18 protein-coding genes are annotated in these 24,115 nt (G+C 69.2%); 7 read left to right on the top strand and 11 right to left on the bottom strand.

From position 1 onward, the window contains the following. Positions 1-100 precede the first annotated feature (100 nt). Together LMJ29_RS18590 and LMJ29_RS18585 are read left to right on the top strand one after the other, a co-directional pair. Entirely contained in the window at positions 101-850 is a 750-nt protein-coding gene (locus tag LMJ29_RS18590) for a helix-turn-helix transcriptional regulator (protein WP_229607008.1), read from the top strand. Between the two features lie 137 nt (positions 851-987). Further along, a complete protein-coding gene (locus LMJ29_RS18585) occupies positions 988-1,839 on the top strand; it encodes a DMT family transporter (protein WP_229607234.1) in 852 nt (283 codons plus the stop codon). 158 nt (positions 1,840-1,997) lie between these two features. Here the strand turns inward: LMJ29_RS18585 and rtcA are convergent, their stop codons facing one another. The 4 genes from rtcA to LMJ29_RS18565 form a co-directional block, all read right to left on the bottom strand. Continuing rightward, the gene (gene rtcA, locus LMJ29_RS18580; RefSeq protein ID WP_229607007.1) at positions 1,998-3,038 is read right to left on the bottom strand and encodes an RNA 3'-terminal phosphate cyclase; all 1,041 of its coding nucleotides are present in this window, start codon (positions 3,036-3,038) and stop codon (positions 1,998-2,000) included. Beyond that, positions 3,035-3,838, bottom strand: a complete 804-nt coding sequence (locus LMJ29_RS18575) for a nucleotidyltransferase domain-containing protein (RefSeq protein WP_229607006.1) — start codon at positions 3,836-3,838, stop codon at positions 3,035-3,037. The genes rtcA and LMJ29_RS18575 overlap by 4 nt, the downstream gene beginning before the upstream one ends. A gap of 17 nt (positions 3,839-3,855) precedes the next feature. Next, the gene (locus LMJ29_RS18570) at positions 3,856-5,070 is read right to left on the bottom strand and encodes an RtcB family protein (RefSeq protein WP_229607005.1); all 1,215 of its coding nucleotides are present in this window, start codon (positions 5,068-5,070) and stop codon (positions 3,856-3,858) included. A gap of 130 nt (positions 5,071-5,200) precedes the next feature. Then, positions 5,201-5,623 carry a zinc-ribbon domain containing protein gene (locus LMJ29_RS18565; protein WP_229607004.1) on the bottom strand — a complete coding sequence of 141 codons (423 nt, stop codon included), beginning with the start codon at positions 5,621-5,623 and terminating at the stop codon, positions 5,201-5,203. 226 nt (positions 5,624-5,849) lie between these two features. Between LMJ29_RS18565 and rtcR the strand changes: the two genes are divergently transcribed. Further along, on the top strand, positions 5,850-7,442 hold the full coding sequence (gene rtcR / locus LMJ29_RS18560) for an RNA repair transcriptional activator RtcR (RefSeq protein ID WP_229607003.1): 1,593 nt from the start codon (positions 5,850-5,852) through the stop codon (positions 7,440-7,442). A 13-nt stretch (positions 7,443-7,455) separates the two neighbouring features. On the opposite strand, the gene LMJ29_RS18555 is transcribed toward rtcR, so the two are convergent. The 5 genes from LMJ29_RS18555 to recQ form a co-directional block, all read right to left on the bottom strand. Then, positions 7,456-8,499, bottom strand: coding sequence for a glycosyltransferase family 4 protein (locus LMJ29_RS18555; RefSeq protein ID WP_229607002.1), 1,044 nt, complete (start codon positions 8,497-8,499; stop codon positions 7,456-7,458). Positions 8,500-8,749: 250 nt separating this feature from the next. After that, positions 8,750-9,043 carry a SelT/SelW/SelH family protein gene (locus LMJ29_RS18550; RefSeq protein WP_229607001.1) on the bottom strand — a complete coding sequence of 98 codons (294 nt, stop codon included), beginning with the start codon at positions 9,041-9,043 and terminating at the stop codon, positions 8,750-8,752. Positions 9,044-9,138: 95 nt separating this feature from the next. After that, positions 9,139-10,539, bottom strand: coding sequence for a DHA2 family efflux MFS transporter permease subunit (locus LMJ29_RS18545; protein WP_229607000.1), 1,401 nt, complete (start codon positions 10,537-10,539; stop codon positions 9,139-9,141). After that, the gene (locus tag LMJ29_RS18540; protein WP_229606999.1) at positions 10,539-10,970 is read right to left on the bottom strand and encodes a MarR family transcriptional regulator; all 432 of its coding nucleotides are present in this window, start codon (positions 10,968-10,970) and stop codon (positions 10,539-10,541) included. The genes LMJ29_RS18545 and LMJ29_RS18540 overlap by 1 nt, the downstream gene beginning before the upstream one ends. 151 nt (positions 10,971-11,121) lie before the next feature. Beyond that, the gene (recQ, locus tag LMJ29_RS18535) at positions 11,122-13,263 is read right to left on the bottom strand and encodes a DNA helicase RecQ (RefSeq protein ID WP_229606998.1); all 2,142 of its coding nucleotides are present in this window, start codon (positions 13,261-13,263) and stop codon (positions 11,122-11,124) included. A 265-nt stretch (positions 13,264-13,528) separates the two neighbouring features. On the opposite strand from recQ, the gene LMJ29_RS18530 reads away from it, so the two are divergent. The 4 genes from LMJ29_RS18530 (at position 13,529) to lapD (ending at position 17,264) form a co-directional block, all read left to right on the top strand. Beyond that, a complete protein-coding gene (locus LMJ29_RS18530) occupies positions 13,529-14,116 on the top strand; it encodes a UPF0149 family protein (protein ID WP_229606997.1) in 588 nt (195 codons plus the stop codon). 10 nt (positions 14,117-14,126) lie between these two features. Continuing rightward, entirely contained in the window at positions 14,127-14,528 is a 402-nt protein-coding gene (locus tag LMJ29_RS18525; protein WP_229606996.1) for a YbaN family protein, read from the top strand. 72 nt (positions 14,529-14,600) lie between these two features. Continuing rightward, positions 14,601-15,305, top strand: a complete 705-nt coding sequence (lapG, locus tag LMJ29_RS18520) for a cysteine protease LapG (protein WP_377655867.1) — start codon at positions 14,601-14,603, stop codon at positions 15,303-15,305. Positions 15,306-15,314: 9 nt separating this feature from the next. Beyond that, positions 15,315-17,264, top strand: a complete 1,950-nt coding sequence (gene lapD, locus LMJ29_RS18515) for a cyclic di-GMP receptor LapD (protein WP_229606995.1) — start codon at positions 15,315-15,317, stop codon at positions 17,262-17,264. Between the two features lie 195 nt (positions 17,265-17,459). Here the strand turns inward: lapD and LMJ29_RS18510 are convergent, their stop codons facing one another. Next, complete coding sequence (locus tag LMJ29_RS18510) at positions 17,460-17,801, bottom strand: tryptophan synthase subunit beta (protein WP_229606994.1); 342 nt, start codon at positions 17,799-17,801, stop codon at positions 17,460-17,462. 88 nt (positions 17,802-17,889) lie between these two features. Beyond that, positions 17,890-24,042: a retention module-containing protein gene (locus LMJ29_RS18505; RefSeq protein ID WP_229606993.1), complete on the bottom strand. Its 6,153-nt coding sequence runs from the start codon at positions 24,040-24,042 to the stop codon at positions 17,890-17,892. Between the last annotated feature and the right edge of the window lie 73 nt (positions 24,043-24,115).

Below are 24,115 nucleotides of genomic sequence, written 5' to 3'. Positions count from 1 at the left end.
TGCTGCGATCTCCCCGTTTAACCGCCATGACAGCACGACGGCAGGGCGATGACAGGCGATGCCCGGCGGGTAAACTGGCGGCCTCGTCATGGAGTTCGTCATGTCCCCGATCCTCACCCTGCGCCACTACCGCGAAGAGCTGCTGGCCCACAGCCACGCCCACGTGCAGCTGGTGTTCGGCCTGTCCGGCTGCCTGGAGCTGGCGGTCGGCGGGCAGACCACCCGCATCGAGCGCCAGGGACTGACCATAGTGCCGCCCGAGGAACACCACGCCTGCGCCAGCCGCCATGGCAGCCAGTGCCTGGTGCTCGACGTGCCGAGCGAGGACTGGCTGCAGGACAGCCTGGGCGCGCACTACGACGCCGGCCGCCGCCTGCTGGAGAAGCCCGGCCAGCACGACCTCGCGCCGGCGCACAGCCAGCTGGTCGGCTGGATCGCCAGCACGGCGCTCGCCGATGCGCTGGTCGCCGAACATTCCGCCCGCCTGCTGCTGGCCAGCCTGGCCGTCCCGACCGCGCCCGCCGAGCCGGTCGGCCTGCCGCTGGCGGCGCTGGACGCGCACATCGACCGCCACCTGGCCAGCCCGCTGCAGGTGGCGGACCTGGCGCGGCTCAGCGGCCTGTCGGTGGCACGCTTCCACGACCGCTTCCTCGCCGCCACCGGGCAGACGCCGATGGACTACGTGCGCCGCCGGCGCCTGCGCCAGGGCCGCCAGTGGCTGCTGGACAGCGCCCTCGGCGTCGGCGAGATCGCCGCGCGGGTCGGCTACAGCTCGCAGAGCGCCTTCACCGCCGCCCTGGCCCGCGAGTTCGGCGCGACTCCGCGCGAGCTGCGCCGACGGGGCGAGTAGCGCGACAAAAGCCGCGAGGCGCGCGACAGACAGGCAGGGCCGGAGCGCCTAGACTGCGCCCGATCCTGCCAGGAAGTCCCGCCGTGAAGTCCACCACTCCCGCCCTGCCGCACTCCGCCAGCCCGGATGCGCCGTCCATGGGCCCGCGCAACGCCCTGCTCGCCCTGCACCTCGGCGCCCTGCTGTTCGGCCTGACCGGCGTGCTCGGCAAGCTGGCCGCCGCCGCGCCGCTGCTGATCACCGCCGGCCGCGCCGCCTTCGCCGTGGTCGCCCTCGGCCTGTTCGCCGCGCTCGCCCGCAACGGCGCGCATGCCCGCCCCGGCCTGCGCCAGCTCGGCCTGCTGGTGCTGGGCGGCCTGCTGCTCGGCGCGCACTGGCTGACCTTCTTCCAGGCGGTGAAGGTCGGCGGCGTGGCCATCGCCACCCTCGGCTTCGCCAGCTTCCCGGCCTTCACCCTGCTGCTCGAAGGCCTGCTGTTCCGCGAGCGCCTGCACGCCGGCGAGTTCGCCGTGGTCGGTCTGGTGTGCCTGGGCCTGTTGCTGGTCACCCCGCAATTCGAGCTGGCCGGAGAGGCCACCCAGGGTCTGCTGTGGGCAGTGCTGTCCGGCCTGCTGTTCGCCCTGCTGTCGCTCACCAACCGGGTCAGCGCGCGCGGCATCAGCCCGGTACAGGCGGCGCTGTGGCAGAACCTGACCATCGCCCTGTGCCTGCTGCCGCTGGCCGCGCCGCAGCTGCCGGCGATGGCGCCGCTGGACTGGCTGTGGCTGGGCCTGCTCGGCGTGCTGTGCACCGGCCTCGCCCACAGCCTGTTCGTCTCCAGCCTGCGCGTGCTCAAGGCGCGCACCGCGGCGGTGGTGTTCGCCATGGAACCGGTCTACGGCATCGGCTTCGCCTGGCTGCTGTTCGCCGAGGTGCCCGGCCTGCGCCCCCTCGGCGGCGGCGCGCTGATCGTGCTGGCGACCTTCCTCAGCGCGCGGCTGGGGCGCTAGTGGCCTGTGCGGTTAGTTGGTTAACTCAAGTTCGGATGACCCTTTACTCAACCAACTAATGGTTCCGCGACAAGGCGCCGCGACGAGTCATAGCAGGGCTATGGCGAGGAGTGGCAACGCAGTATCGGAGCCATGGGCGCCGAAATTGACTGACTGAACTAACCAAACAGACCACTAGGCCGCACGCGCACCAGCACCCGCGTCTCCTGCGGCTCGAACCGCACCTCGACGGCGAGGAAGCGCTCGATCACCGCGGCATTGCTGTGCAGGTGATCGGAAACGTGGGTGGTGGTGAAGGCGCCACCACCGGCCAGCGCCAGCGGCAACAGCAACTGGTCGGCCAGGTGCTCGCCGACCGCCGCGCCGCTGTGCAGGTAGCGCTCGACCTCGGCGACGGTGCGCTCGGCCACGCTTTCGGCGCTCACGCCCTTGGCGCCGAAGCCGGTGAACAGCTCGCACACCGCGTCGCCGGCGACCTCGATCATCAGCACGTTGCCCGGCCCTTGCTCACGCGGCAGCTCGCGGGGCTGGATATCGGCGTCGGCGAGCAGCTGCCGGACCCGCTGCAGCTCGCGCCAGGCGATCCCCGCCGGCAGCCCGGCAACCAGGGCCTCGGCCCGCAGCCGGCGCAGTTCGCCGCGCCCGGGCAGTTCCAGCGGCGTCAGCCCGGCGCAGGGCTCCACCGTAGCCAGCAGCTCGCCGCCGCCGGCCGGATAGAAGCCGTGGCGGCGCAGCTCCAGGCGCTGGCGCACGCCCATGCGCGCCAGCAGCGGCTGCCAGCTGCGGATCAGAAAATCTGCCGGCGGCGCCGCCTGGTTGTGGGTGCCGCCGCTCACCGTCACGGTGGCCGGGCCGTCGGCGAACCACAGCGCCGGCAGCACGGTCTGCAGCACCAGGATGCAGCTGCCGGCGCTGCCGATGGCGAAGCGGTAGTCGCCGCCGCGAATCGGGCCGGGACGAAAGCTCAGCGCCAGCGAGCCCAGCACCGCGCCTTCGACAGTGGCGCCACACACCGCGGCGGCGGCCTGCACCGCGGTCAGGTGCTGGCGCAGCATCCCCGGCCGGCTGCGCCCGCCGCGGATGCGCTCGATGCGAAAGGGCGTGCCGGTGAGCATCGACAGGCTCAGCGCCGTGCGCAGCAGCTGGCCGCCGCCTTCGGCGCCATCGAGCACGATCGGCCCCGTCTGGCGAGTCTTCATGCCGCTTCCTCCTCGCATACCGTCCGGTAGAGCAGCCGGTCCAACACGACCGGCTCGCCCGTCGGCTGGCGGAAATCCCCCACCACCGGCTCCGCCGCCAGCGCCTCCTCGATGAAAGCATGGATATGCGGGAAACGCGCCCCATATTCGGCCTCGCCCGCCACCATCTTCTGCTCCAGCAAGGCGCGGATCTCGGCGGCCAGCGCCAGATCGTCCACGGTCGCCGCGGCCAGATCGGCGAAGCGCATCGGCGGCATGCCGCGCCCGGCGTCCAGCCAGCGTACCGCCAGCAGCGGGCGCAGCACGTACAGGTATTTCTTCAGCCGTACCTGTTCGCCCTCCAGATGGCGGGCGTAGTTCTTGCGCGCCATCGACAGGTAGTGCCAGCGGCCCTTGCAGTCGGAGTAGAACGCCGGCGCCAGCGCCCGCAGACGGGCGGCGACCATCGCATCCTCGCGGTAGACCAGCGGCGAATCCAGCCACTCGAACAGCGTCGGGTTGGAACGCTGCATCAGCCGCAGGGCCTTGCGCAGTTCCCAGCCGGAGATGTCCAGCTCGTCGTCCAGCGGCCGCTCGATGACATCCGCCTGCGCCTCAACCCGCAGGTACCACTCGGGCCGGTGCACGTAGAGAAAGCGCACGTCGTAGTCGCTGTCCGGCGAGGCGAAGCCCCAGCCGCGACTGCCGGATTCGCAGGCGAACAGCACGCGCACCTGGTGGCGGCGCTCCACTTCGGCCAGTTCGGCGAGCACGCGTGCGCGCACCGCATCGCCCACCGGGTGGGCATAGGGGAACTCCATTTCCGATACCTCCTCGTTCATCCCTTCACGCACACCACCTGACGCAGGGTGTGCACCACCTCGACCAGATCGGCCTGGGCCGCCATCACCGCGTCGATGTCCTTGTAGGCCATGGGGATCTCGTCGATCACCTCGGCGTCCTTGCGGCACTCGACGTGGGCGGTGGCGCGCACCTGGTCGGCGACGCTGAAGCGCTTCTTCGCCTGGGTCCGGCTCATGGTGCGACCGGCGCCATGGCTGCAGGAGCAGAACGCCTCCTCGTTGCCCAGGCCGCGGACGATGAAGCTCTTGGCGCCCATCGAGCCGGGAATGATGCCCAGCTGGCCCTTGTGCGCCGCCACCGCGCCCTTGCGGGTCACCAGCACCTCGCGGCCGAAGTGGGTCTCCTTCTGCACGTAGTTGTGGTGGCAGTTGACCGCCTCCACGTCGGCGGTGAACGGCTTGGCGATCACCCGGCGCGCCGCGGCGACCACGCTGTGCATCATCACCCCGCGGTTGCGCCGCGCGTAGTCCTGGGCCCAGCCGACCGCCTCGACGTAGTCGTCGTAGTGCGCGCTGCCTTCCTCGAAGTAGGCCAGATCGCGGTGCGGCAGGTTGGCGATGTGCTGGCGCATGTCGGCCTGGGCCAGTTCGATGAACAGGTTGCCGATGGCATTGCCGACCCCGCGCGAGCCCGAGTGGAGCATGAACCACACCCGGTCGACCTCGTCCAGGCACACCTCGATGAAGTGGTTGCCGGTGCCCAGGGTGCCCAGGTGCTTGTGGTTGTTGGTGTTCTTCAGCCGTGGGTACTTGTCGGTGATGCGCTTGAAGCCCTCGTGCAGCTCGCCCCACATGGCGTCCACCGCCGCCGGCGGCGTTTCCCAGGAGCCCAGATCGCGGCGCCCGGCGGTGCGACCGTGCGGTACCGCCGCTTCGATGGCGCTGCGCAGCCCGGCCAGGTTGTCCGGCAGGTCGGCGGCCACCAGGCTGGTACGCGCCGCCATCATGCCGCAGCCGATGTCCACCCCGACCGCCGCCGGGATGATCGCGCCGACGGTGGGGATCACGCTGCCGATGGTCGAGCCCTTGCCCAGGTGCACGTCCGGCATCACCGCCAGGTGCTTGTAGATGAAGGGCATGCGCGCGGTCTTCAGCAACTGCTCGCGCGCCTCGTCCTCCACCGGCACGCCGCGGGTCCACAGCTTGATCGGGGCGCCGTCGGTGACGGCGAGGGTGTCGTGGCTACTCATCGTTTTTCTCTTTTTCCATGTATTCGATTCGATCAGGCCGTGGGCCGGGCGGGCGACTTTTCGCTTCGCTTGCGGCGGTCCGGCTGGGCAATCGCAGGGAGCCCGGCGGTCCCCTCCTGTAGGGGCGAATTCATTCGCCTGACCGGGCCGCGTTGGCGAATGAATTCGCCCCCACAGTAGATCGCGGGCCAAGCCAGGCCGCCGCGCGGGTATTCATACAATTGTCCCGACGCGCCTGGCGGCAGGCCCGGCAGCGTACCGCGGTGGTGTACAGACTGCCGTGGGCCGTCTCGTACCACCATTTCTGCTGCGCCGCGGTCCAGACCTCCTGGCTGCCGCAGTCGCGGCAGCGGAACGGCCGGTCGACGTAGCGGCCGCGCATCACGAAGTCCGGTACGCCGTAGCTGTGGTAGCCGGCCCAGGACAGCAGATGCTCGTCGACCGGCAGCCCGCCGCTGGAGCTGTCGCAACCCGCAGCCACCAGCGCCGCCCTTTCGCGCCGTTGCCGGCGGCGCGCCATGATGCGCGCGCGTTTCTGCTTGCCACTGTCCATTGCTCCTCCCGGCCGCGCCGGCTCGCCTGCGCCTGGCCGCTTGGCCCTGGCACCCAGGTATTGCAGCTGGCATGCCAGGCCTGCCCCACCTCTCTATAAAAAATACAAGACATTGATTTGTAAGGATTTATCAAAAATCCCGCGCAACAAACGCAACGCCGCGCAGGTCGGCTGCGCCGAAAATCCGATATGCTTATCTCGTCATTTATCTTTTGGGATAGACAGGATGCGCAAGACCGTCGCCTTCGGCTTCGTCGGCACCGTGCTGGATTTCGCCGGGCGCGGCCAGCGCCGCTGGGAGAAGTGGCGCCCGACCATCGGCCTGTGCCAGCAGCCGGACCTGCTGATCGACCGCCTCGAACTGCTCCACGACGCGCGCAGCCGCAGCCTGTTCGAACGCCTGCGGCAGGACATCGCCCAGGTGTCGCCGGAAACCGAAGTCCGCGGCGTGGAGATCGACCTGCGCGATCCCTGGGACTTCGAGGAGGTCTACGCCACGCTGCACGACTTCGCCGCGGGCTACCCCTTCGCTCCCGAGGCGGAGGACTACCTGATCCACATCACCACCGGCACCCACGTCGCGCAGATCTGCTGGTTCCTGCTGGCCGAGGCCCACTACCTGCCGGCGCGGCTGGTACAGACCTCGCCGCCGCGCAAGCGCGATGGCGATGAGGGCGCCGGCAGCCACACCCTTATCGACCTCGACCTGTCGCGCTACGACCGCATCGCCAGCCGCTTCGCGGTGGAGCACGAGCGCACGGTGTCCTTCCTCAAGTCCGGCATCGCCACCCGCAACCCGCGCTTCAACCGCATGATCGAGCAGATCGAACAGGTCGCGGTGCGCTCGAAGGCGCCGATCCTGCTGTGCGGGCCGACCGGCGCCGGCAAGTCGTTCCTCGCCCGGCGCATCTTCGAGCTGAAGAAGAGCCGTCAGCGCCTCGCCGGGCGCTTCGTCGAGCTCAACTGCGCCACCCTGCGCGGCGACGGCGCCATGTCGGCGCTGTTCGGCCACGCCAGGGGCGCCTTCACCGGCGCGCAGCACGAGCGCGCCGGCCTGCTGAAAAGCGCCGACGGCGGCCTGCTGTTCCTCGACGAGATCGGCGAACTCGGCCTCGACGAGCAGGCCATGTTGCTCAAGGCCATCGAGGAGAAGCGCTTCTTTCCGCTGGGCAGCGACCGCGAGGTGGCGAGCGACTTCCAGCTGATCGCCGGCACGGTGCGCGACCTGCGCCAGTGGGTGGCCGAGGGGCGCTTTCGCGAGGATCTCTACGCGCGCATCAACCTGTGGACCTTCACGCTGCCCGGCCTCGCCGAGCGCCGCGAGGACATCGAGCCCAACCTCGAATTCGAGCTGGAGCGCTTCGCGCGCGAGAACGGCCAGCGGGTGCGCTTCACCAGCGAGGCTCGCCAGGCCTGGCTGGCCTTCGCCACTTCCGGCGAGGCGCGCTGGCCGGGCAACTTCCGCGAGCTGTCGGCCTCGGTCACGCGCATGGCGACCCTGGCCGAGGTCGGGCGCATCGGTCTGGCCGGCGTCGAGGAGGAACTCGCCCGCCTGCGCCACGACTGGCAGGAGGCGCGCCGGGACGGGCCGCTGGACGATCTGCTGGGCGCCCCGGCCGAGCAGCTCGATCTGTTCGACCGTCTGCAACTGGAGCAGGTCGTCGCCGTCGCCCGTCAGTGCACCTCGCTGTCCGAGGCCGGCCGCCGGCTGTTCGGCGTGTCGCGCCAGCAGAAGGCCAGCAGCAACGACGCCGACCGCCTGCGCAAGTACCTGGCCCGCTTCGGCCTGGAGTGGGCGACGCTCAAGCAGGAGGGATGAGGCTACGGCCCGCTCAGGGCGCGGCACGCTCGGCGCGCAGCTGCTCGGCGGACACGCAGGGCGCGCCATCCAGACGCGGCTGGCGGGCCAGGAACTCCAGCGCCGAGACCCGCCACGACTGGCGCCGCGCCTCGGCGGCGCACAGCTGGCGATCCAGGCGCAGGGCTTGCAGGCAGGCGCGGCGCAGATCCTCGTCCATCACCCCGCTGACGCCCTGGCGCAGCACGTCGAGCGGCCCGCAGACCGGGAAGGCCGCCACCGGCGTGCCGCAGGCCATGGCCTCGAGCATCACCAGGCCGAGGGTGTCGGTGCGCGAGGGGAAGACCAGCACGCTGGCGTCACGGTAGGCGTCGGTCAGCAGCGGGCCGCGCAGGTAACCGAGAAAGCGCACTTGCGGGTAGCGGCGCTCCAGCTCGCTGCGCAGCGGGCCGTCGCCCACCACCCGCTTCTCGCCCGGCAGGTCTAGGTCGAGGAAGTCCTCCAGGGTCTTCTCCGCGGCCAGGCGGCCGACGTAGAGGAACACCGGCTCGCCCGCCCGCCGCTCGAGGCGCGGCCGGAACTGCTGGAGATCGACGCCCTTGCGCCACAACGCCAGGTGGGCGAAGCCCTGCCCGGCGAACTCGGCCTGCATGCGCACGGTGCTGACCAGCACGGCATCGCTGGAGCGGTGGAAGGCGCGCATCCAGGCGTAGCCGACGCCGAGCGGGATCACCGGCCAGCGGGCATGGACGAACTCGGGAAAGCGCGTGTGCATCGCGGTGGAGAACGCCAGGCCGCGCCGGCGCAACCAATGGCGCGCCGCCCAGCCGAGCGGCCCTTCGGTGGCCAGGTGCACGGCATCGGGGGCGAACTCGTCGATCTTGCGGGCCACCCGCCAGACATCCCAGACCAGGGGGATTTCCGGATAGCCCGGACAGGGCAGCGAATGGAACTCCAGCGGCGACAGCACGCACACCTCGTGACCGAGCGCCTCCAGCTCGGCGATCAGCGCACGCAGGCAGGTGACCACGCCGCTGACCCGCGGCATCCAGGTGTCGCTGACGATCAGCAACCGCATGACGATGGCTCGCTGGGGATGGGCTGGCTGGCTCGCGGATCGCCAGGCGGCAGGGTACTGACCGACACGGCGAACGGATTACACATCATCGACGGCCTCCAGCGAGACTGGCTCGGGGTTCGGCGGTGATGAAGGCGACATGACAATCCGTCGGCAAACGACGCGCCGAACCGGAACTACAGCCGTGACTGACCTCCTCTTCGCAGCATAGCAAAGGCCCTGCCGAACGGCGGCCGCCGGGCGCTGCGGCTCAGCCGGCGCGCGGCCGGTCGTTGTGGCCCAGATCGCGCTCCGGATCGATGCGGTCGCGCACCCGCTGCTTGAGTTCCTTGGCCTCCGGGAAGCCGCCGTCGGCCTTGCGCTCCCAGATCTCGACGTCGTCGCAGGTGATGCGGAACACCCCGCCGGTGCCCGGCTCCAGGCTGACCCGGCCGAGGTCGTCGCTGAAGGTGGAGAGCAGCTCCTGGGCCAGCCAGGCAGCGCGCAGCAGCCATTGGCACTGGGTGCAGTAGGTGATGACGACTTCGGGTTTGCCGGTGCTCATGGCGGGGTCCTGAACGGAAACGGGCGGAACGCCATGATAGCGCCCCGCCCGCCGACCTAGCGTTCCTTCACGCGCGGCAGGGCGTGGCGGGAGGATCAGCGATTGTTGCGCAGGCGCCAGGCGGGCACGATCGCCAGGGCGAACAGCGCCGTCACCAGCCAGAAGCTCTGCTGGAAGGCCAGCGCGTTGCCGGCCACGCCGCCGCCTTCGGCTTCGTGGCGCCATTCGAGGAAGAAGGTCAGCAGGTTGATGCCCAGCGCGCCGCCGAGCTGGCGCATGAAGGTGGTGGCGCCGGTGGCGCGCGACAGTTCCTCGGCGGGCAGGTCCTGCACCGCCGCGGTACTCACCCCGGGCATGATGCCGCCGAGGCCGACGCGGCCCAGCGAAGCCCATGCGCAGATCGCCCAGAAGCCCCCCGCGCCGCCCATCAATGCCTGGCCGGCGGCGGACAGGGCGAGCAGCGCCAGCCCGCCGACCTGCAGCCAGCGCGCCGAAAGGATATCGCTCAGCCAGCCGCCGGCGAACACCGCCACGCCCAGTACCAGGCCGGTGGGCAGCAGGACCAGGCCGGCGTCGGAGGCGCTGAAGCCCTGCACGGTCTGCACGTACAAAGGCACCAGGTAGGTGATGCCGAACAGGCCGACGCCCAGCGCCATCGCCACCCAGCTGGTGCGCCGGAAGCTGGCGTTGCGCCACAGGCGCAGCGGCAGCAGCGGCGCGTCGTGCCGGCTGCAGCGCCAGAGGAAGGCCGCCAGAGCGAGCAGGCCGATGCCGCCCGGCGCCAGGGTCGGCGCGGCCAGCCAGCCGAAGCGCTGCGCCTCGGCCAGGCCGCCGAGAATGCCGAACACCGCCAGGTTGAGGAGCACGAAGCCCGGCACGTCGAGACGCGGCGGGGTCAGCGAGCGGAAGCTCGGCAGCAGCCAGGCGCCGCCCACCAGGCTGAGGATGCAGATCGGCGCCGGCAGCCAGAAGATCGCGCTCCAGCCGAAATGATCGACCAGGTAGCCGGCCAGCGACGGCCCCAGCGCCGGCGCCATCATCGCGCCGAGGCCGAACAGGCCGAGCGCCAGGCCGCGGCCGCGGTCGGGGAAGGCGCGGAAGATCAGCACCATGGCCAGCGGCTGGACGATGCCGGCGCAGGCGCCCTGGAAGATGCGCAGGGCGATCAGCTGCCAGATGGTCTGCGCCAGCGGCGCCAGCAGCGAGGTGGCGAGGAACAGGGCGAAGGTGCCGAGCAGGGTACGGCGCGCGCCGAAGCGCGCCTGCGCCCAGGCCGAGAGCAGCAGGCCGGAGGTCATGGCGGCGAGGAAGCCGGTGATCAGCCACTGGGCCAGCGGCCGGCCGATGGCGAAGTCGGCCATGATCGCCGGCAGGGCGACGTTGATGCTGGTCGAGGCCAGCACCATGGTCATGGTGGAAAGAATCAGCAGAGCCAGCAGCCAGGCCGGATAGCGGGCGCCGAAGCGCGCCTGCAAGGCGTCGAGGTCGTGGCCCATCAGAGCCGCTCCAGGTTGCCCAGCATCTGGCCGAGCACCCGCTGGAACACCTCCAGCTCACCCTGGTCGATGCCGGCGAGCACCTCGGCGCGCAACTGGCTGGAGATGGCCTCGATGTCGGCGATCAGGCCGGCGGTCTGCGGCATCAACTCGATGCGCTTGGCGCGGCGATCCTCCGTCACCGTCACCCGGCGCACCAGCTGCTGCGCCTCGAGGCCGTCGAGCAGGCGCGCCAGGGTCGGGCATTCGACGCCGACCATCTGCGCCAGCTCGCTCTGCGTCGGCGCCTCGGCATGCCGGGCCAGGTGCAGCAGCACCAGCCAGCGGGCCTGCGACAGTCCGAGGTGGCTGAGACGGCGATCCAGTTCGGCACGCCAGGTGCGGGCCAGCAGGGCCACGTGGGCACCCAGGCGGTGATCGGTATGGGCCATGGCGCGATGCTCCAGAAAATTAATGAGCTAATTATTAGCGCGCTAATTATTAGCCTGCAATAAGTTTCTCTCCCGCAGGATCGCTGGCTTCAGGTAAGAAATCACAGCGCCCGCCGGATCGGGCGAGCGCCGTAGCGGAAGACGCGGCGCGTCAGGCGCCCAGCTCGCTCTCCAGCGCCGCCCTGACGCAGTGCAGCACGCCGAGCGGCACACGGCCGTCGAACAGCTCGGCCACCGCCGCCACCGGCGGCAGTTCGCCGTCGCCGTCGAGGAAGGCGTCCTGGATTTCGCCGAACAGCTCTTCGGGCAGGTCGATGGCCTGCTCGAGGCTCAGCTGCTGGCGGCCGATGGCCTCGGCCAGCAGGCTGTAGACGTTCTTCTCGGTGCAATCGAGCTGGCGGGCGATCTGCGTCGGGGTCATGCCCGAGCGCGCCAGGCTGACCAGCTCGTGACGCAGGTCGGTGACCACCGGCGGCGTGCTCGGCGCCTCGGCGCTGTCGGTGAGCACGTCGAGGAACGCCTGGCCGTAGCGCTCCAGCTTGCGCGCGCCGACGCCGCTGACGCGGGCCATGTCGGACAGCGACTGCGGCTGGCTGCGCAGCATCTCCAGCAGGGTGGCGTCGGGGAAGATGACGTAGGGCGGCACGCTGTGCTCCTCGGCCAGCTTGCGGCGCAGGGTGCGCAGCGCCTCCCACAGCGGCCGCTCGTCGCCGCGCACCAGCTGGCTGGCCTGGCTCGGCCCGCCCGAACTGCGCTGCGCGCGCTGCGGCTTGAGGTCGCGGCGCAGTTCGAGGGACACCTCGCCGCGCAGCAGCGGCCGGCAGCTATCGGTCAGGCGCAGGCCGCCGAAGCCGTCGATGTCGACGTCGGCCAGGCCGCGCGCCACCAGTTGGCGGAACAGGGTGCGCCAGTCGGCCTCGGCCAGTTCCTTGCCCTTGCCGAACACCGCCAGGTGCTGGTGGCCGAGGGTGCGGATCTTGTCGTTCTCGCGGCCGAGCAGCAGGTCGACCAGGTGGCCGACGCCGTAGCGCTGGCCGCTGCGGTAGATGGCCGACAGCGCCAGGCGCGCCGGCTCGGTGGCGTCCCAGGTTTCCACGCCGTCCACGCAGTTGTCGCAGTGCCCGCAGGGCTGCGGCATGTCCTCGTCGAAGTAGGCCAGGAGCGCCTGACGGCGGCAGCGGGACTCCTCGCAGAGCGCGAGCATGGCGTCCAGCTTGTGCCGCTCGACGCGCTTGTGCTGCTCGTCGCCTTCGGAGTTCTGCAGCATCTGGCGCAGGAACAGCACGTCCTGCAGGCCGTAGGCCATCCACACTTCCGAAGGCAGGCCGTCGCGGCCGGCGCGGCCGGTTTCCTGGTAGTAGGCTTCCAGCGACTTGGGCAGGTCGAGGTGGGCGACGAAGCGCACGTTGGGCTTGTCGATGCCCATGCCGAAGGCGATGGTCGCCACCATGATCAGCCCTTCCTCGTTGATGAAGCGCTTCTGGTTGAACGCGCGCAGCTCGCTGGACAGCCCGGCGTGATACGGCAGCGCCGGGTAGCCCTGTTCGACGAGGAAGGCGGCGACCTCCTCCACCTTCTTGCGCGACATGCAGTAGACGATGCCGGCGTCGCCCTTGCGGCCTGCGAGGAAGGCCTGCAGCTGCTTGCGCGGCTGATCCTTGGGCACGATGCGGTAGAAGATGTTCGGCCGGTCGAAGCTGGAGAGGAAACGCTCGGCCTGGGCCAGGTGCAGGCGCTGGACGATCTCCTCGCGGGTGCGCTTGTCGGCGGTGGCAGTCAGGGCGATGCGCGGCACCTGCGGGAACAGCTCGGCGAGCTGGCCGAGCTGCAGGTATTCGGGGCGGAAGTCGTGGCCCCACTGCGACACGCAGTGCGCCTCGTCGATGGCGAACAGGGCGATCGGCAGGCGCTGCAGGAAGGCCAGCATGCGCGGCTGCACCAGGCGCTCGGGGGCGAGGTAGAGCAGCTTGATCTCGCCGCGGCGCAGGCGCTCGGCGATCTCGCGCTGCTCGTCCGGGGTCTGCGTCGAGTTCAGCGCCACCGCCGCCACGCCCAGCTCGTCGAGGGTGGCGACCTGGTCGTCCATCAGCGCGATCAGCGGCGACACCACCACGGCCACGCCGTCGCGCAGCAGCGCCGGCACCTGATAGCACAGCGACTTGCCGCCGCCCGTGGGCATCAGCACCAGGGCATCGCCACCCTCGCTCACGCGCTGGATGATCCGCGCCTGATTGCCGCGGAAGGCGTCGTAACCGAATACGTCTTTGAGGGTGCGCAGGGCGGAATCGAGCATGGGGCCTCCGAATGAAGCGGGGGATTATACGCGAGCCCCGTCCCTCTGCCGTGCGCCACTCGCCTTGCCGCAGGACAAACGCATGGGTGGCTTCCGAGCCTGGCCGATCCCCTGCCCGGGCGACTCCATGCGCCGAAATACCCCGCCGTGGCCAATGAATTCGCTCCTGCAGGCCGGGAAGTCGGCTTCATGCAGTGCCTCTGCCTAGCAGCGGGTCCGCTGCTCGTCTACAATTTCCCGGCATTCTTTCCAAGGTAGTGTCCCGATGTCCTTCGCCGAGCAACTGTCCCGCCTGCAAGCCTTTCTCGATGCCGATGACCTGCACGAGGAGGCTCTGGACTATGTGGCCGCCCACGGCTACCTGACCGCGCTGGCCATCTGTCCCGATCCGGTTCCCGATCGCGAGTGGATCGACGCCCTGTTCGCCGAGCCGCCGCACTACCGCAGCGAAGCCGAGAAGGTGGAAATCGAGGGAACCCTCATCCAGCTCAAGGCGCACATCGGCCGCCAGCTGGCCAGCGACGAGGACATGGAGCTGCCCTGCGACCACGACCTCGGCGCCGACCCCGACGATTCCGACCTGCGCGGCTGGTGCATCGGCTTCATGGAGGGCGTGTTCCTGCGCGAGAACGTGTGGTTCGAGGACGCCGAGGAAGAAGTCAGCGAGCTGCTGCTGCCGATCATGGTCGGTTCGGGCCTGTTCGACGAACAGCCGGAGTTCGAGGACATCGCCCGCGACCGCGACCTGGTCGACGACATGGTCGAGCAGATTCCCGAGATCCTGACCGCCCTGTTCCTGCTCTGCCAGGCGCCCGACGAGAAGCCCTCGCTGCTCAAGCCCCGTCAGCACTGAGCCTGCGCCTATGGCGCCACGCGAACCCCGACAGGTCCGCCAGCCCTGGCTGCGCATCGCGCTGGTCGGGGTCGGCTGCCTCAGCGTGGCGCTCGGCGTGCTCGGCATCTTCCTGCCGGTGCTGCCGACCACGCCCTTCCTGCTTCTCGCCGCCGCCTGCTTCCTGCGCAGTTCGCGGCGCCTCTACCAGTGGCTGGTCGGCCATCCGCGCCTCGGCCCCTGGGTGCGCGACTACCTCGAAGGCCAGGGCATCCCGCTCAAGGGCAAGGTCTGGGCCATCGGCCTGATGTGGCCGAGCATCCTGCTGTCCTGCTACCTGGTGCCGCTGCTCTACGCGCGCCTCTTCATGCTGACCAGCGCGGTGCTGGTCACCGTCTACATCCTTCGCCAGAAAACTCTCTACCGTCAGTGATTTGCGCCGGGCGGCAAGCCCTTGGGTTTGCGCCTAGACTCAACGGCAATGCAGCCAGGCATGAGCACGGCGATGGAGCAGCGGCAAGGGATTCCCCCGGCGCAACGGATGGGCAGGCGGCTCGTCGTCGCCCTCTGTCTGCTCGCCGCCCTGCTGCTGGGCCTGCAGGTGCAGGCGCGCTGGGATTTCGCACAAATCATCCGCCTGGCCGAGCAGCGCTATGGCGACCTGGGCCGCGGCAAGGCACGGCTGCAGGACTGGGCCGCGCTGGTCGAACAGGGCGGCGCGATGAGCGAGCAGGAGCAGCTGCGCGAGGTCAACGCCTTCTTCAACCGCTCCCTGCTGTTCATCGACGATGAGCGCAACTGGCGGCAGGTCGACTACTGGGCGACGCCGGTGGAGGCGCTGGTCAAGGGCGCCGGCGACTGCGAAGACTACGCCATCGCCAAGTACCTCACCCTGCGCCGCCTCGGCATCGCCAGCGAGAAGCTGCGCATCACCTACGTCAAGGCACTGAGAATCAACCAGGCGCACATGGTGCTGACCTGGTACGCCACACCGACCAGCGACCCGCTGGTGCTGGACAACCTGACCGCCGACATCCGTCCCGCCTCGCAACGCCGCGACCTGCTGCCGGTGTACGCCTTCAACGCCGAAGGCCTCTGGCTGCCCGGCCCCGGCGGAGGACGGCGCGCGGGCGACAGCAAGAAGCTGTCGCGCTGGCAGGACCTGCTGAAGAAGATGCGCGCCGAAGGCTTCGCCCCGACCGAGGGCTAGGAGGGCTCCATGTCTCTGCTGAAACAACTGTTCCTGGCCATCTGCCTGTTCCTGCTGGTGGCCTTCACCGGCAGCTTCGTCACCGGCCTGGAAGCCTCGCGCACGCAGATGATCGCCCAGCTGCGCTCGCACGCCCAGGATGCCGCCACGGCCCTGGGCCTGTCGCTCACCCCGCACATCGACGACCCGGCGATGGTCGAGCTGATGGTCAGCTCGATCTTCGACAGCGGCTACTTTTCCAGCATCCGCGTGCTGCAGGTCGAGGACGGCAAGGTGCTGGTCGAACGGCAGATGACGCCGGGCAGCGACGCGGTGCCCGGCTGGTTCGCCCATCTGGTCGACCTCGATCCGGAAGGCGGCGAGGCGCTGGTGATGCGCGGCTGGGAGCAGGCGGCGCGGGTCGAGGTGGTCAGCCATCCGCAGTTCGCCCTCGCCCGCCTGTGGGACAGCGCACTGGGCAGCCTGTCCTGGCTGCTGCTCTGCGGCCTGCTCAGCGCGGCGCTCGGCGGCTGGCTGCTGCGTATGCAGTTGCGCCCGCTGGACAACATGGTGCGGCAGGCCGAGGCGATCAGTCGCCGCGAATTCCTCAGTCTGCCGCAGGTTCCGCGCACACCGGAACTGCGCCGGGTGGTGCTGGCGATGAACCAGATGGCCGACAAGCTGCGCAGCCTGTTCGCCGAGGAGGCCGCGCGCAGCGAAACGCTGCGCGGCGAGGCCTACCAGGACAGCCTCACCGGCCTGGCCAACCGCCGCCAGCTCGACATCCGCCTGAACGCCCAGCTCATCGCCGGCGAACAGAACGCCTCCGGCTACCTGCTGCTGCTGCGCATCAACGACCTGGCCGGCCTCAATCAGCGCCTGGGCGCCGCGCGCAGCGACGAATTGATCCGCACCATCGCCGAGCTGCTGCGCCGCCAGGCGGCCCGGCACGACCACTCCGACTGGCTGGCAGCGCGCATGCGCGGCGGCGACTTCGCCCTGCTCGCGCCCGGCCTGTCCACCGGCGAGGCCGACGCCCTCGCGGCGGCGCTCAGCAAGGAGTGCGAAAACCTGCGCGATACCGGCGCCAGCGATTGCGTGCCGGTGGCCACGCTTGGCCTCACCCTGTTCCAGCCCGGGGAAAGCGAGCAGCAACTGCTGACCCGCGCCGACCAGGCGCTGGCCCAGGCCGAACAGCGTCCCGACCGTCCGTGGGAGCGCGTCGACGCCTACGAGGCGGGCGGCGGCCGCGACCAGCACGAGTGGCACCAGTGGCTGGACGAGGCCCTGCAACAGAGCAAGCTGCAGCTGTACTTCCAGCCGGTGGTGCGCAGCGCCGACCGCTCGGCGATCCTCCAGCACAAGGTGCTCGCCCGCCTGCTCGATCCGCAGGGCAAGGCCATCCCGGCCGGTCTGTTCCTGCCGTGGATCGCCCGCCTCGGCTGGTCGGCGCGCCTCGACCAGTTGATGCTCGAGCACGCCCTCGACCACGTCCGCCGCCATCGCCAGCCGCTGGGCCTCAGCCTGGCCGGCGCCACCCTGCACGACCAGGTCAGCATGGCGCTGATCCTGCACACCCTGCGCGAACATCCGCAGGCCGCCGAGCTGCTCACCCTGGAGCTGGACGAGCGCAGCCTGCCGCCGCCGGAGCAGTTGCAGCCGCTCTGCCAGTCGATTCGCGAAACCGGCTTCCGCATCGCCCTGCAGCATTTCGGCGGCCGCTTCAGCCTGATCGGCAACCTCACCCACCTGGGCCTGGCCTATCTGAAGATCGACGGCAGCTACATCCGCGGGCTGGACAAGGAAGCCGACAAGCGCGTGTTCATCGAGGCCATCCGCCGTACCACGCACAGCATCGATCTGCCGCTGATCGCCGAGATGGTGGAAAACGAGGGGGAGGCCCAGGCGCTGCGCGAACTGGGCATCCACGGCGTGATGGGTCGCCTGATCGGCGCCCCGGCGCCCTGGCCGCAGGGCTGAGCCGGCGCTGCGGGGCGGCCGCCGGGGTCCGGCCAATGAGGTGTGCGGTTGATTGATTCAGGATTGATTCAGGTTCGGACGACCGAGGTTCCGAGACCCAGCGCCGCAACGAGTCATAGCAGGACTATGGCGAGGAGCGGCACGCCGGATCGGGGCCTCGGGCGCCGGAATCGACCCGGCGAGCCCGGCAGGCCACTAGATCAGGTGATGGTCTTCCTCGTCGCCGAGCAGGCCACTCAGACCGCCCAGGCCGGCACGCACCTCGGCGCGCTCCTGCAGCTTGCGCTGCGCCGCCAGCGGCAGGTCGGTGTAGCGGATAACCCCGCGCTCGACCAGCACGCCGACCAGGTCCTCCAGCACGCGGATCAGCTCCAGGTCGGAGTCCTTCAGCCGGCTCAGCCGGTCGCGCACTTCCTCACGGGTCAGCCAGGTCTGCAACTCCTCGCTTTCCATGGCCAGTTGCTCGGTCATCCCCTCGAACGGCTGGTGCTCGACCCGCAGCAGTTGGCCCTCCGGGCCTCTCTGTACGTAAACCATCGCTACCTCCTGTAGTTCGGTCATAAACGTTCGGCCATAAAAATGCCCGCCATTCAGAGAATGGCGGGCAGGGGCTGCAATGGCAAACTCAGGCAGTGTCTACCTTCAGGGAACCGTCGTCGAGCATCTTGCCGATCACCTGTCCCGCGTCGGTGCTGCCGTAATAGGCTCCACTGGAAAGGTCCACGCCTTCCAGCACGATGGTCTGCTCGGCCGCGCTGCCGTCGCCCTGCACGTCCACCGCGATAGTGGTTCCCGTGGTGGCGAAGGTGAAGTTCAGGTAGTGGGTCAGCTCGGTCGCATCGGGAGCCGGCGACAGCCCGGTGAGCAGATCGGAAAGATCCAGGACGTCCTCGCCCGGCTTGAAGTCGGCGATGCGGTCCGTTCCGCTGTCGCCGGGTTGCCATTTGAAGGTATCGACACCGGCCCCGCCGCTCAGCAGATCGTTGCCCAGCCCGCCCACCAGCAGGTCGTTGCCCTCGCCGCCCGCCAGCACGTCGTCGCCGAGCAGGCCATACAGCTGGTCCGCGCCGCCATTGCCGAACAGGTAATCGGTCTCGCCGGTGCCGGTGAGGGTATCGACGGCATCGCTACCCACCTGGCTATCGCCCTCCGAATACAGCGTGGCCGCGATAGTGCTGGAGACGCTGTCGCCGTCGCCATCGGTAGCGGTGATCGCATGGCTGAGGCTGATCGGCTGCGTGGGCAGCTCCCTGCTATAGCTGAAGAAGCTCAGGGAAAACTCGCTCGTCCCCGATGCCCCGGCGACCTGCACGGCGCTGAAAGGATCATCGGAGGTGATCTGGAAGCTCCAGCCGTCCTTCATGCCCTGGATGGTGATGGAGTCGCCGTTGTCCACCAGCGTTACCTGGCTGGTCACATCCACGCTGCCGTTGAACACCTGGATGTCCGAAGTCGAGAGATCGACCCGGGTTTCGCCGCTGTCGGTACTGCCGAACACGTAGTCGTTATCGGCCAGGATCGCGGTCACCACCAGACTGGCCAGACTGCTGGGCCCACCCTGAACGAAGATGCGCTGGCGGAAACTGAATATCTGGTTGTGGTTGCCGTAGACGAACCCCGTGCCGTTCGAGCCGCCCAAGGCCAGGCTGTTGACGAAGTCGAAACGCACATTCTCGGCGGTGCTGATCCACTGGCTGCCGATACCGATGTCGTCGATATCGCTGTTGATGCTGCCGGTGGTCGAAGAAACCAGCACGTCCTCCTCGGTGCCGCCGATATTGATCAACCCCTTGACGTTGACGTTGCCGGCGCCGACCCCGGAAAGGTTGGTGGTGGTGATCTCCTTCACCGCGATGGAAATGATCCCGTGAGTGGTCAGCGTGTAGCTGTCGGCAGCCGGGTCGATATCGATGGTGTAGCCGAGATCGCCATCCGCCGTCCTGGCCACCAGTTCGGTGCGGTCATCGCCATAGAAGAGGTACAGCTGCTCTCCATCGAGCAGCAGCAGCTTGCCGTTGACGTCGGTGGCCGCCAGCCCTTCCTGGGCAAGATTGAACACCACGTTGCCCACCCCGTCGGCACCGGCCGACTCGGCGAAGCGCAGGTCGACCGTCACCGTGTGGGTCGAGGTGCTCTGGTCGGCCAGCAGCGCGCGGACCGGCGCGAATACGCTCGGAACATCGTCGACGATGTCGACCACGATGGTGGCCGTCGCGGTGTTGCCGTTGGCGTCGGTCACCCTGTAGGTGAAGCTGTCCTTGTTCTGCTCGACGTTGGCGCCGTTGTCGGCATCCGGGCTGGTGTCGTAGGGCTTGGTCAGCGTGTAGATGTAGCTGCCGTCGCTGTTGATCTGGATGGTGCCGTAGGTCCCCGTGGCACTGCCCACCAGGCTGTAGGTGAGGGCTCCCACGCCGCCGGTGGCGGTGAGCTGGTTGCTGGCGTCCGTTTCGCCCGGGTCGCCGGCCAGACTGCCGGTCACCGTCCCGGCGGCGAGATCGGCGCCGGAGACGGTGGTATCCAGCGCCTTCTCGTAGACCAGCACGTCATCGTTGTCGGCCACGGCGACCAGGCCGCTGTCGGTCAGACTGATGGTGAGCGTCGTGGTGCTCAGGTCGCCATCCGCATCGCGAATGGTGTAGGTGAACACATCGGTGGCCCCCGCCGGCGGCACCTGGTTCGGCGCGCCGTCGTAGGTGTAGCTGCCGTCGGCATTGAGGATCAGGGTGCCGTAGGTGCCCGCCACCGCCACGCCGAGATTGCCGGACGCCGGCGTGCCGGTGTTGCCGCCCGCCTTCACGCCGACCACCCCGCCACCGGCGGTGGGGCCGTCGGCGCCGAACACGTCGTCGACCCCGTCGGTGAGGACGTTGCCGCCGACCACGCCGCCTTCGGCGACGCTGTTGGTGTTGGCGCTGGCGATCGGCAGGTCGTCGGCGATGTTGACGTCGAGGAAGGCCGTGGATGCGGAGCCATCCTCATCGGTCACCACCACGGTGAAGCTTTCGGTGGCCAGGTCGGAGCCAGCCGCATGGCTGACCGGCGCCTGCAGCGTATAGGTGTAGGACACCGTGCCGCCGGCGGCCGTGCCACTGTAGCCGTTGATCACCAGCACGCCGGCCGGGCTGTCGATCACCAGGTTGCCGGTGGCGGAGTTGGCCAGCTGGGCGAAGGTGAAGGTCGTCCCGCCGACGCTGATGGTGGCGACGCCGTCCGGCGCGCTGATGGCGAAGGTGCCGCTGGCGCTCAGCGACTCGGGAGTCTGGTCGGTGCCGTTGGGCAGGTCGTCCTCGTCGACCAGCACCTCGCCGCCGGTCACGTTCAGGCCGGTGATGGTCACGACGTCGTTGGCGCCCTGGATGGTCAGGGTCAGGGTGGCGGAACCCGGGTCGTTGTCGGCGTCGCGCATGCCGTAGTTGAAGGATTCGCTCAGCGACTGGCCCTGGCTCAGTCCCTGGACGAGCGCCTGGGTGGCCGGGGTGGTGTAGAGCGTGTAGGTGTAGCTGCCGTTGGCATTCAACACCAGTTGCCCATAGGTGCCGGCATAGCTGCCGGGATTGGTCACCACCGCGCCGCCGTCGGCGCCGGCGATGTCGTTGGTCAGCACGTTGCCGGAGACGCTGCTGGCGTCTTCGCTCAGGCTGTTGCTGTCGTTCGCCGCGACCGGCAGGTCGTCGACGATGGCGATATCCAGGGAGGCGGAGGCCGAGGTGCCGTCGGTGTCGGTGACCACCACAGCGAAGCTTTCGTTGGCCAGATCGGAGCCGGTGGCGTTGCTCACCGGCGCCTGCAGTGTGTAGGTGTAGGACACCGTGCCGTCGGTGGCCGTGCCGCTGTAGCCATTGATCACCAGCACGCCGGCCGGGCTGTCGATCACCAGGTTGCCGGTGCCGGAGTTGGCCAGCTGGGCGAAGGTGAAGGTCGTCCCGCCGACGCTGATGGTGGCGATGCCGTCCGGTGCGCTGATGCCGAAGGTGCCGCTGTCGCTCAGCGACTCGGGAGTCTGGTCGGTGCCGCTGGGCAGGTCGTCCTCGTCCACCAGCGCTTCGCCACCCTGCTGGTTCAGGCCGGTGATGACCACGCCATCTTCGGCGCCCTGGATGGTGAGCGTCAGGGTCGCGCTGTCCTGATCGCCGTCGGCATCCTGCATGGTGTAGCCGAAGGATTCGCTCAGCGTTTCGCCTTCGCTCAGCCCCTGAATGACCGCCTGAGTGGCGGGGTCGGTGTACAGCGTGTAGGTGTAGCTGCCGTTGGCACTCAACACCAGCTGACCGTAGGTGCCGGCATAGCTGCCGGGCGTGGTGACGGCCGGGGCGACATCGGCGCCGGCAATGTCGTTGTCCAGCACGTTGCCGCCGACGCTGCTGGCGTCTTCGCTCAGGCTGTTGTTGTCGTCCACCGCCGTCGGCAGGTCGTCGGTGATCTCGATGGTGATCAGCGCCGGACTCGACGAGGCCGTGCCGTCCGACACGCTCAGGGTGAACTCGTCGACCTCCACGCCCGCACCGTCGGTGGTCGGGCTGGTGAGCTGGTAGGTGTAGCTGGCCACTCCGCTGGCCGCATCGTAGTTGGTGATGGTCAGGGTGCCGTTGCTGCCGGCGAAGCTGGAGCCGGCCAGACTGGCGATGGCCACGGTGGTGCCGTTGATGGTCACGCTCTGCAGATCGCCCAGCCCGTCGGCGTCCGTCAGGGTGAAGGTGCCGCCGGCGAATTCGCTGCCCGCCGCGGCATTCGAACCGGTCGGCAGGCCGGACTCGAACACCACGTCGTTGGCGCCGCCGTTGCCGGGGTCCACTGTCACGCCCGGCCCGTCGTTGCTGCCGGTGATGGTGATGGTCAGGGTGGCGCTGCTGGTGTCACCGTCCGCATCGCTCAGGGTGTAGGCGAAGGTCTCGGTCAGGCTCTCGCCCTCGTCCAAGCCCTGCACCAGCGGATTGCCGGAAGCCAGGGCGTAGGAGTAGACCCCGTCGGCGCCCAGGGTCAGCTGGCCGTAGTTGCCGGCGAAGGTACCGGCCGTGGTGACCACCGGACCGCTGTCGGCACCACCCACATCGTTGGCCAGCACATTGCCGGTCGCGACCGGAGTGTCCTCGGTCAGGCTGTTGAGGTCGGCGACCGCCGCGGGCCCATCGTCGTTGATGGCGATGGTCAGCGATTGGGGCCCCGCCGGATCCCCCTCGTTGTCGGTGGCCTGCACGGTGAAGACGTCGAATACCTGGTCTGCGCTGCCGGTCAGGCCGGCTCCGGTATGGTCGGGACTGTTGCCGTCCAGGGTGTAGGTCCAGCTGTACTCCCCCTCGGAGACCTTGGTCACCGTCAGCACGCCGTACTGTCCGGCGACCGTGCCGCCGTTGGTCACGTCGACGCCGCCGATGATGACGCTGCCGATGGTCACGCTGCCAAGCGAGTCGCCCCTGGTGTCCACGATCAGGGAGCCCGAGGTCTGCTCTGCCGTGCTGGAGGGATTGCTGCCTCCCGAGTCCAGCGCAGCTTCGTCGACCACTCCCCCGCCCGGACCATAGGTGATGCCCAGGTCCGGAATGGAATCCACACCCACGCCCACGGTGAGCACTGCCTGGGAGGTATCGCCGTCGCCATCGCGCATGACGTAGCGAATGGAGGCCAGCCCCTCGAAGCCCGGGGCGGGCGTGAAGGTCAGCGAACCGTCCGCGGTGAAGCTGACCGTGCCGCTGCCGCCGGTCACCACGGCGGAAACCAGCGTGGCACCGCCGTCGGCGCCCGCGATGTCGTTGCCGAGCACGTTGACGGTGACCGGCGTGTCTTCGGGCGTGGTCACGCTGTCGTTGAACGCCTGCGGCGCATCGTCGGCAATGTTGATCACCAGCGAGACCGGCCCTGCGACGTCGCCGTCGCCATCGATCACCCGGACCTGGAAGGTACGCTCCACCTGATCGGCCGTACCCGAGGCATTCGGATCGCTGTGGTCGAGGCTGGGTTGCCTGAGAGTGAAGATCCACAGGCCGTCGGCTGTCACGACCAACGTGCCCAACGGCCCCTCCACGGTGCCACCTTGGGTCACGTCGACCCAGTTGCCATTGACATCGAGGACCTGGATGGCCTGGATGCCGTCCGGCGAGTTGATCACCAGACGACCGAAAGCGACCTCGCCGTTGCTCTGCGCGTTGCTGCCGCCCGGCAGTGCGGTTTCGTCCACCAGGCCACGCTCCGCCAGGAACTGGCCACTGGCGTCGGTGAAATACTCGATCTTGATCGACGGCCGGGGATCGGGCTGGTCATCGAGATCGATGAGAAACTCCCGGGGCGCCTCCACCGAGGACGAGATCGGTCCGGTCGGATAGCCGATAGTCGGGTCCACGCGGCCGCCCGTTTCGCCGAGCAGCACGAAGGTAAGACCACCACCGCCACTCCCGGCGCCGCCAGCCCCTCCTCCGCCCGGACCTGCGGCGGTGGCCGGCAACCCGGTGGTCGGGTCGATGCCGGCGGCGATGGCCTGCTGTGCCTGATCGACCTCGGTCACCTGCAAGGTGCCCGGAGCCTCGTCGTGGGAGGCGGGCTCGATCCTCACCCGCGCGTCCTCGCCCGCCAGGAGCTGGTCGTCCAGCGCCAGCGTGCTGTCGCGGCCGACCGTCAGTTCCTCGCCATTGACCAGACGAATGGCGACGGCCCCATCGGCGCCGGTGAGCAGCTGTTCGCCGGCATAGACGCGATCGCCCTGCTCGAGCAGGCGCTTGCTGCCGTCAGGCGCTATCGCATACACCTCGCCGACAACCGTCTTGACGACTCCGATCAACCTAGCCATGACTCATCCTCCAGTGGCCGCCAGGGGCAGCCAGCGTGCATCGCCGAGTCAGGCAGAGGAGCTATCGGAAGCC

The sequence above is a fragment of the Pseudomonas oryzagri genome, from assembly GCF_020831405.1.
GTDB classification, from domain to species: Bacteria; Pseudomonadota; Gammaproteobacteria; order Pseudomonadales; family Pseudomonadaceae; genus Geopseudomonas; species Geopseudomonas oryzagri.
Note: the sequence above shows the minus strand (reverse complement) of the source record. Positions and strands in the feature narration are given on the sequence as shown.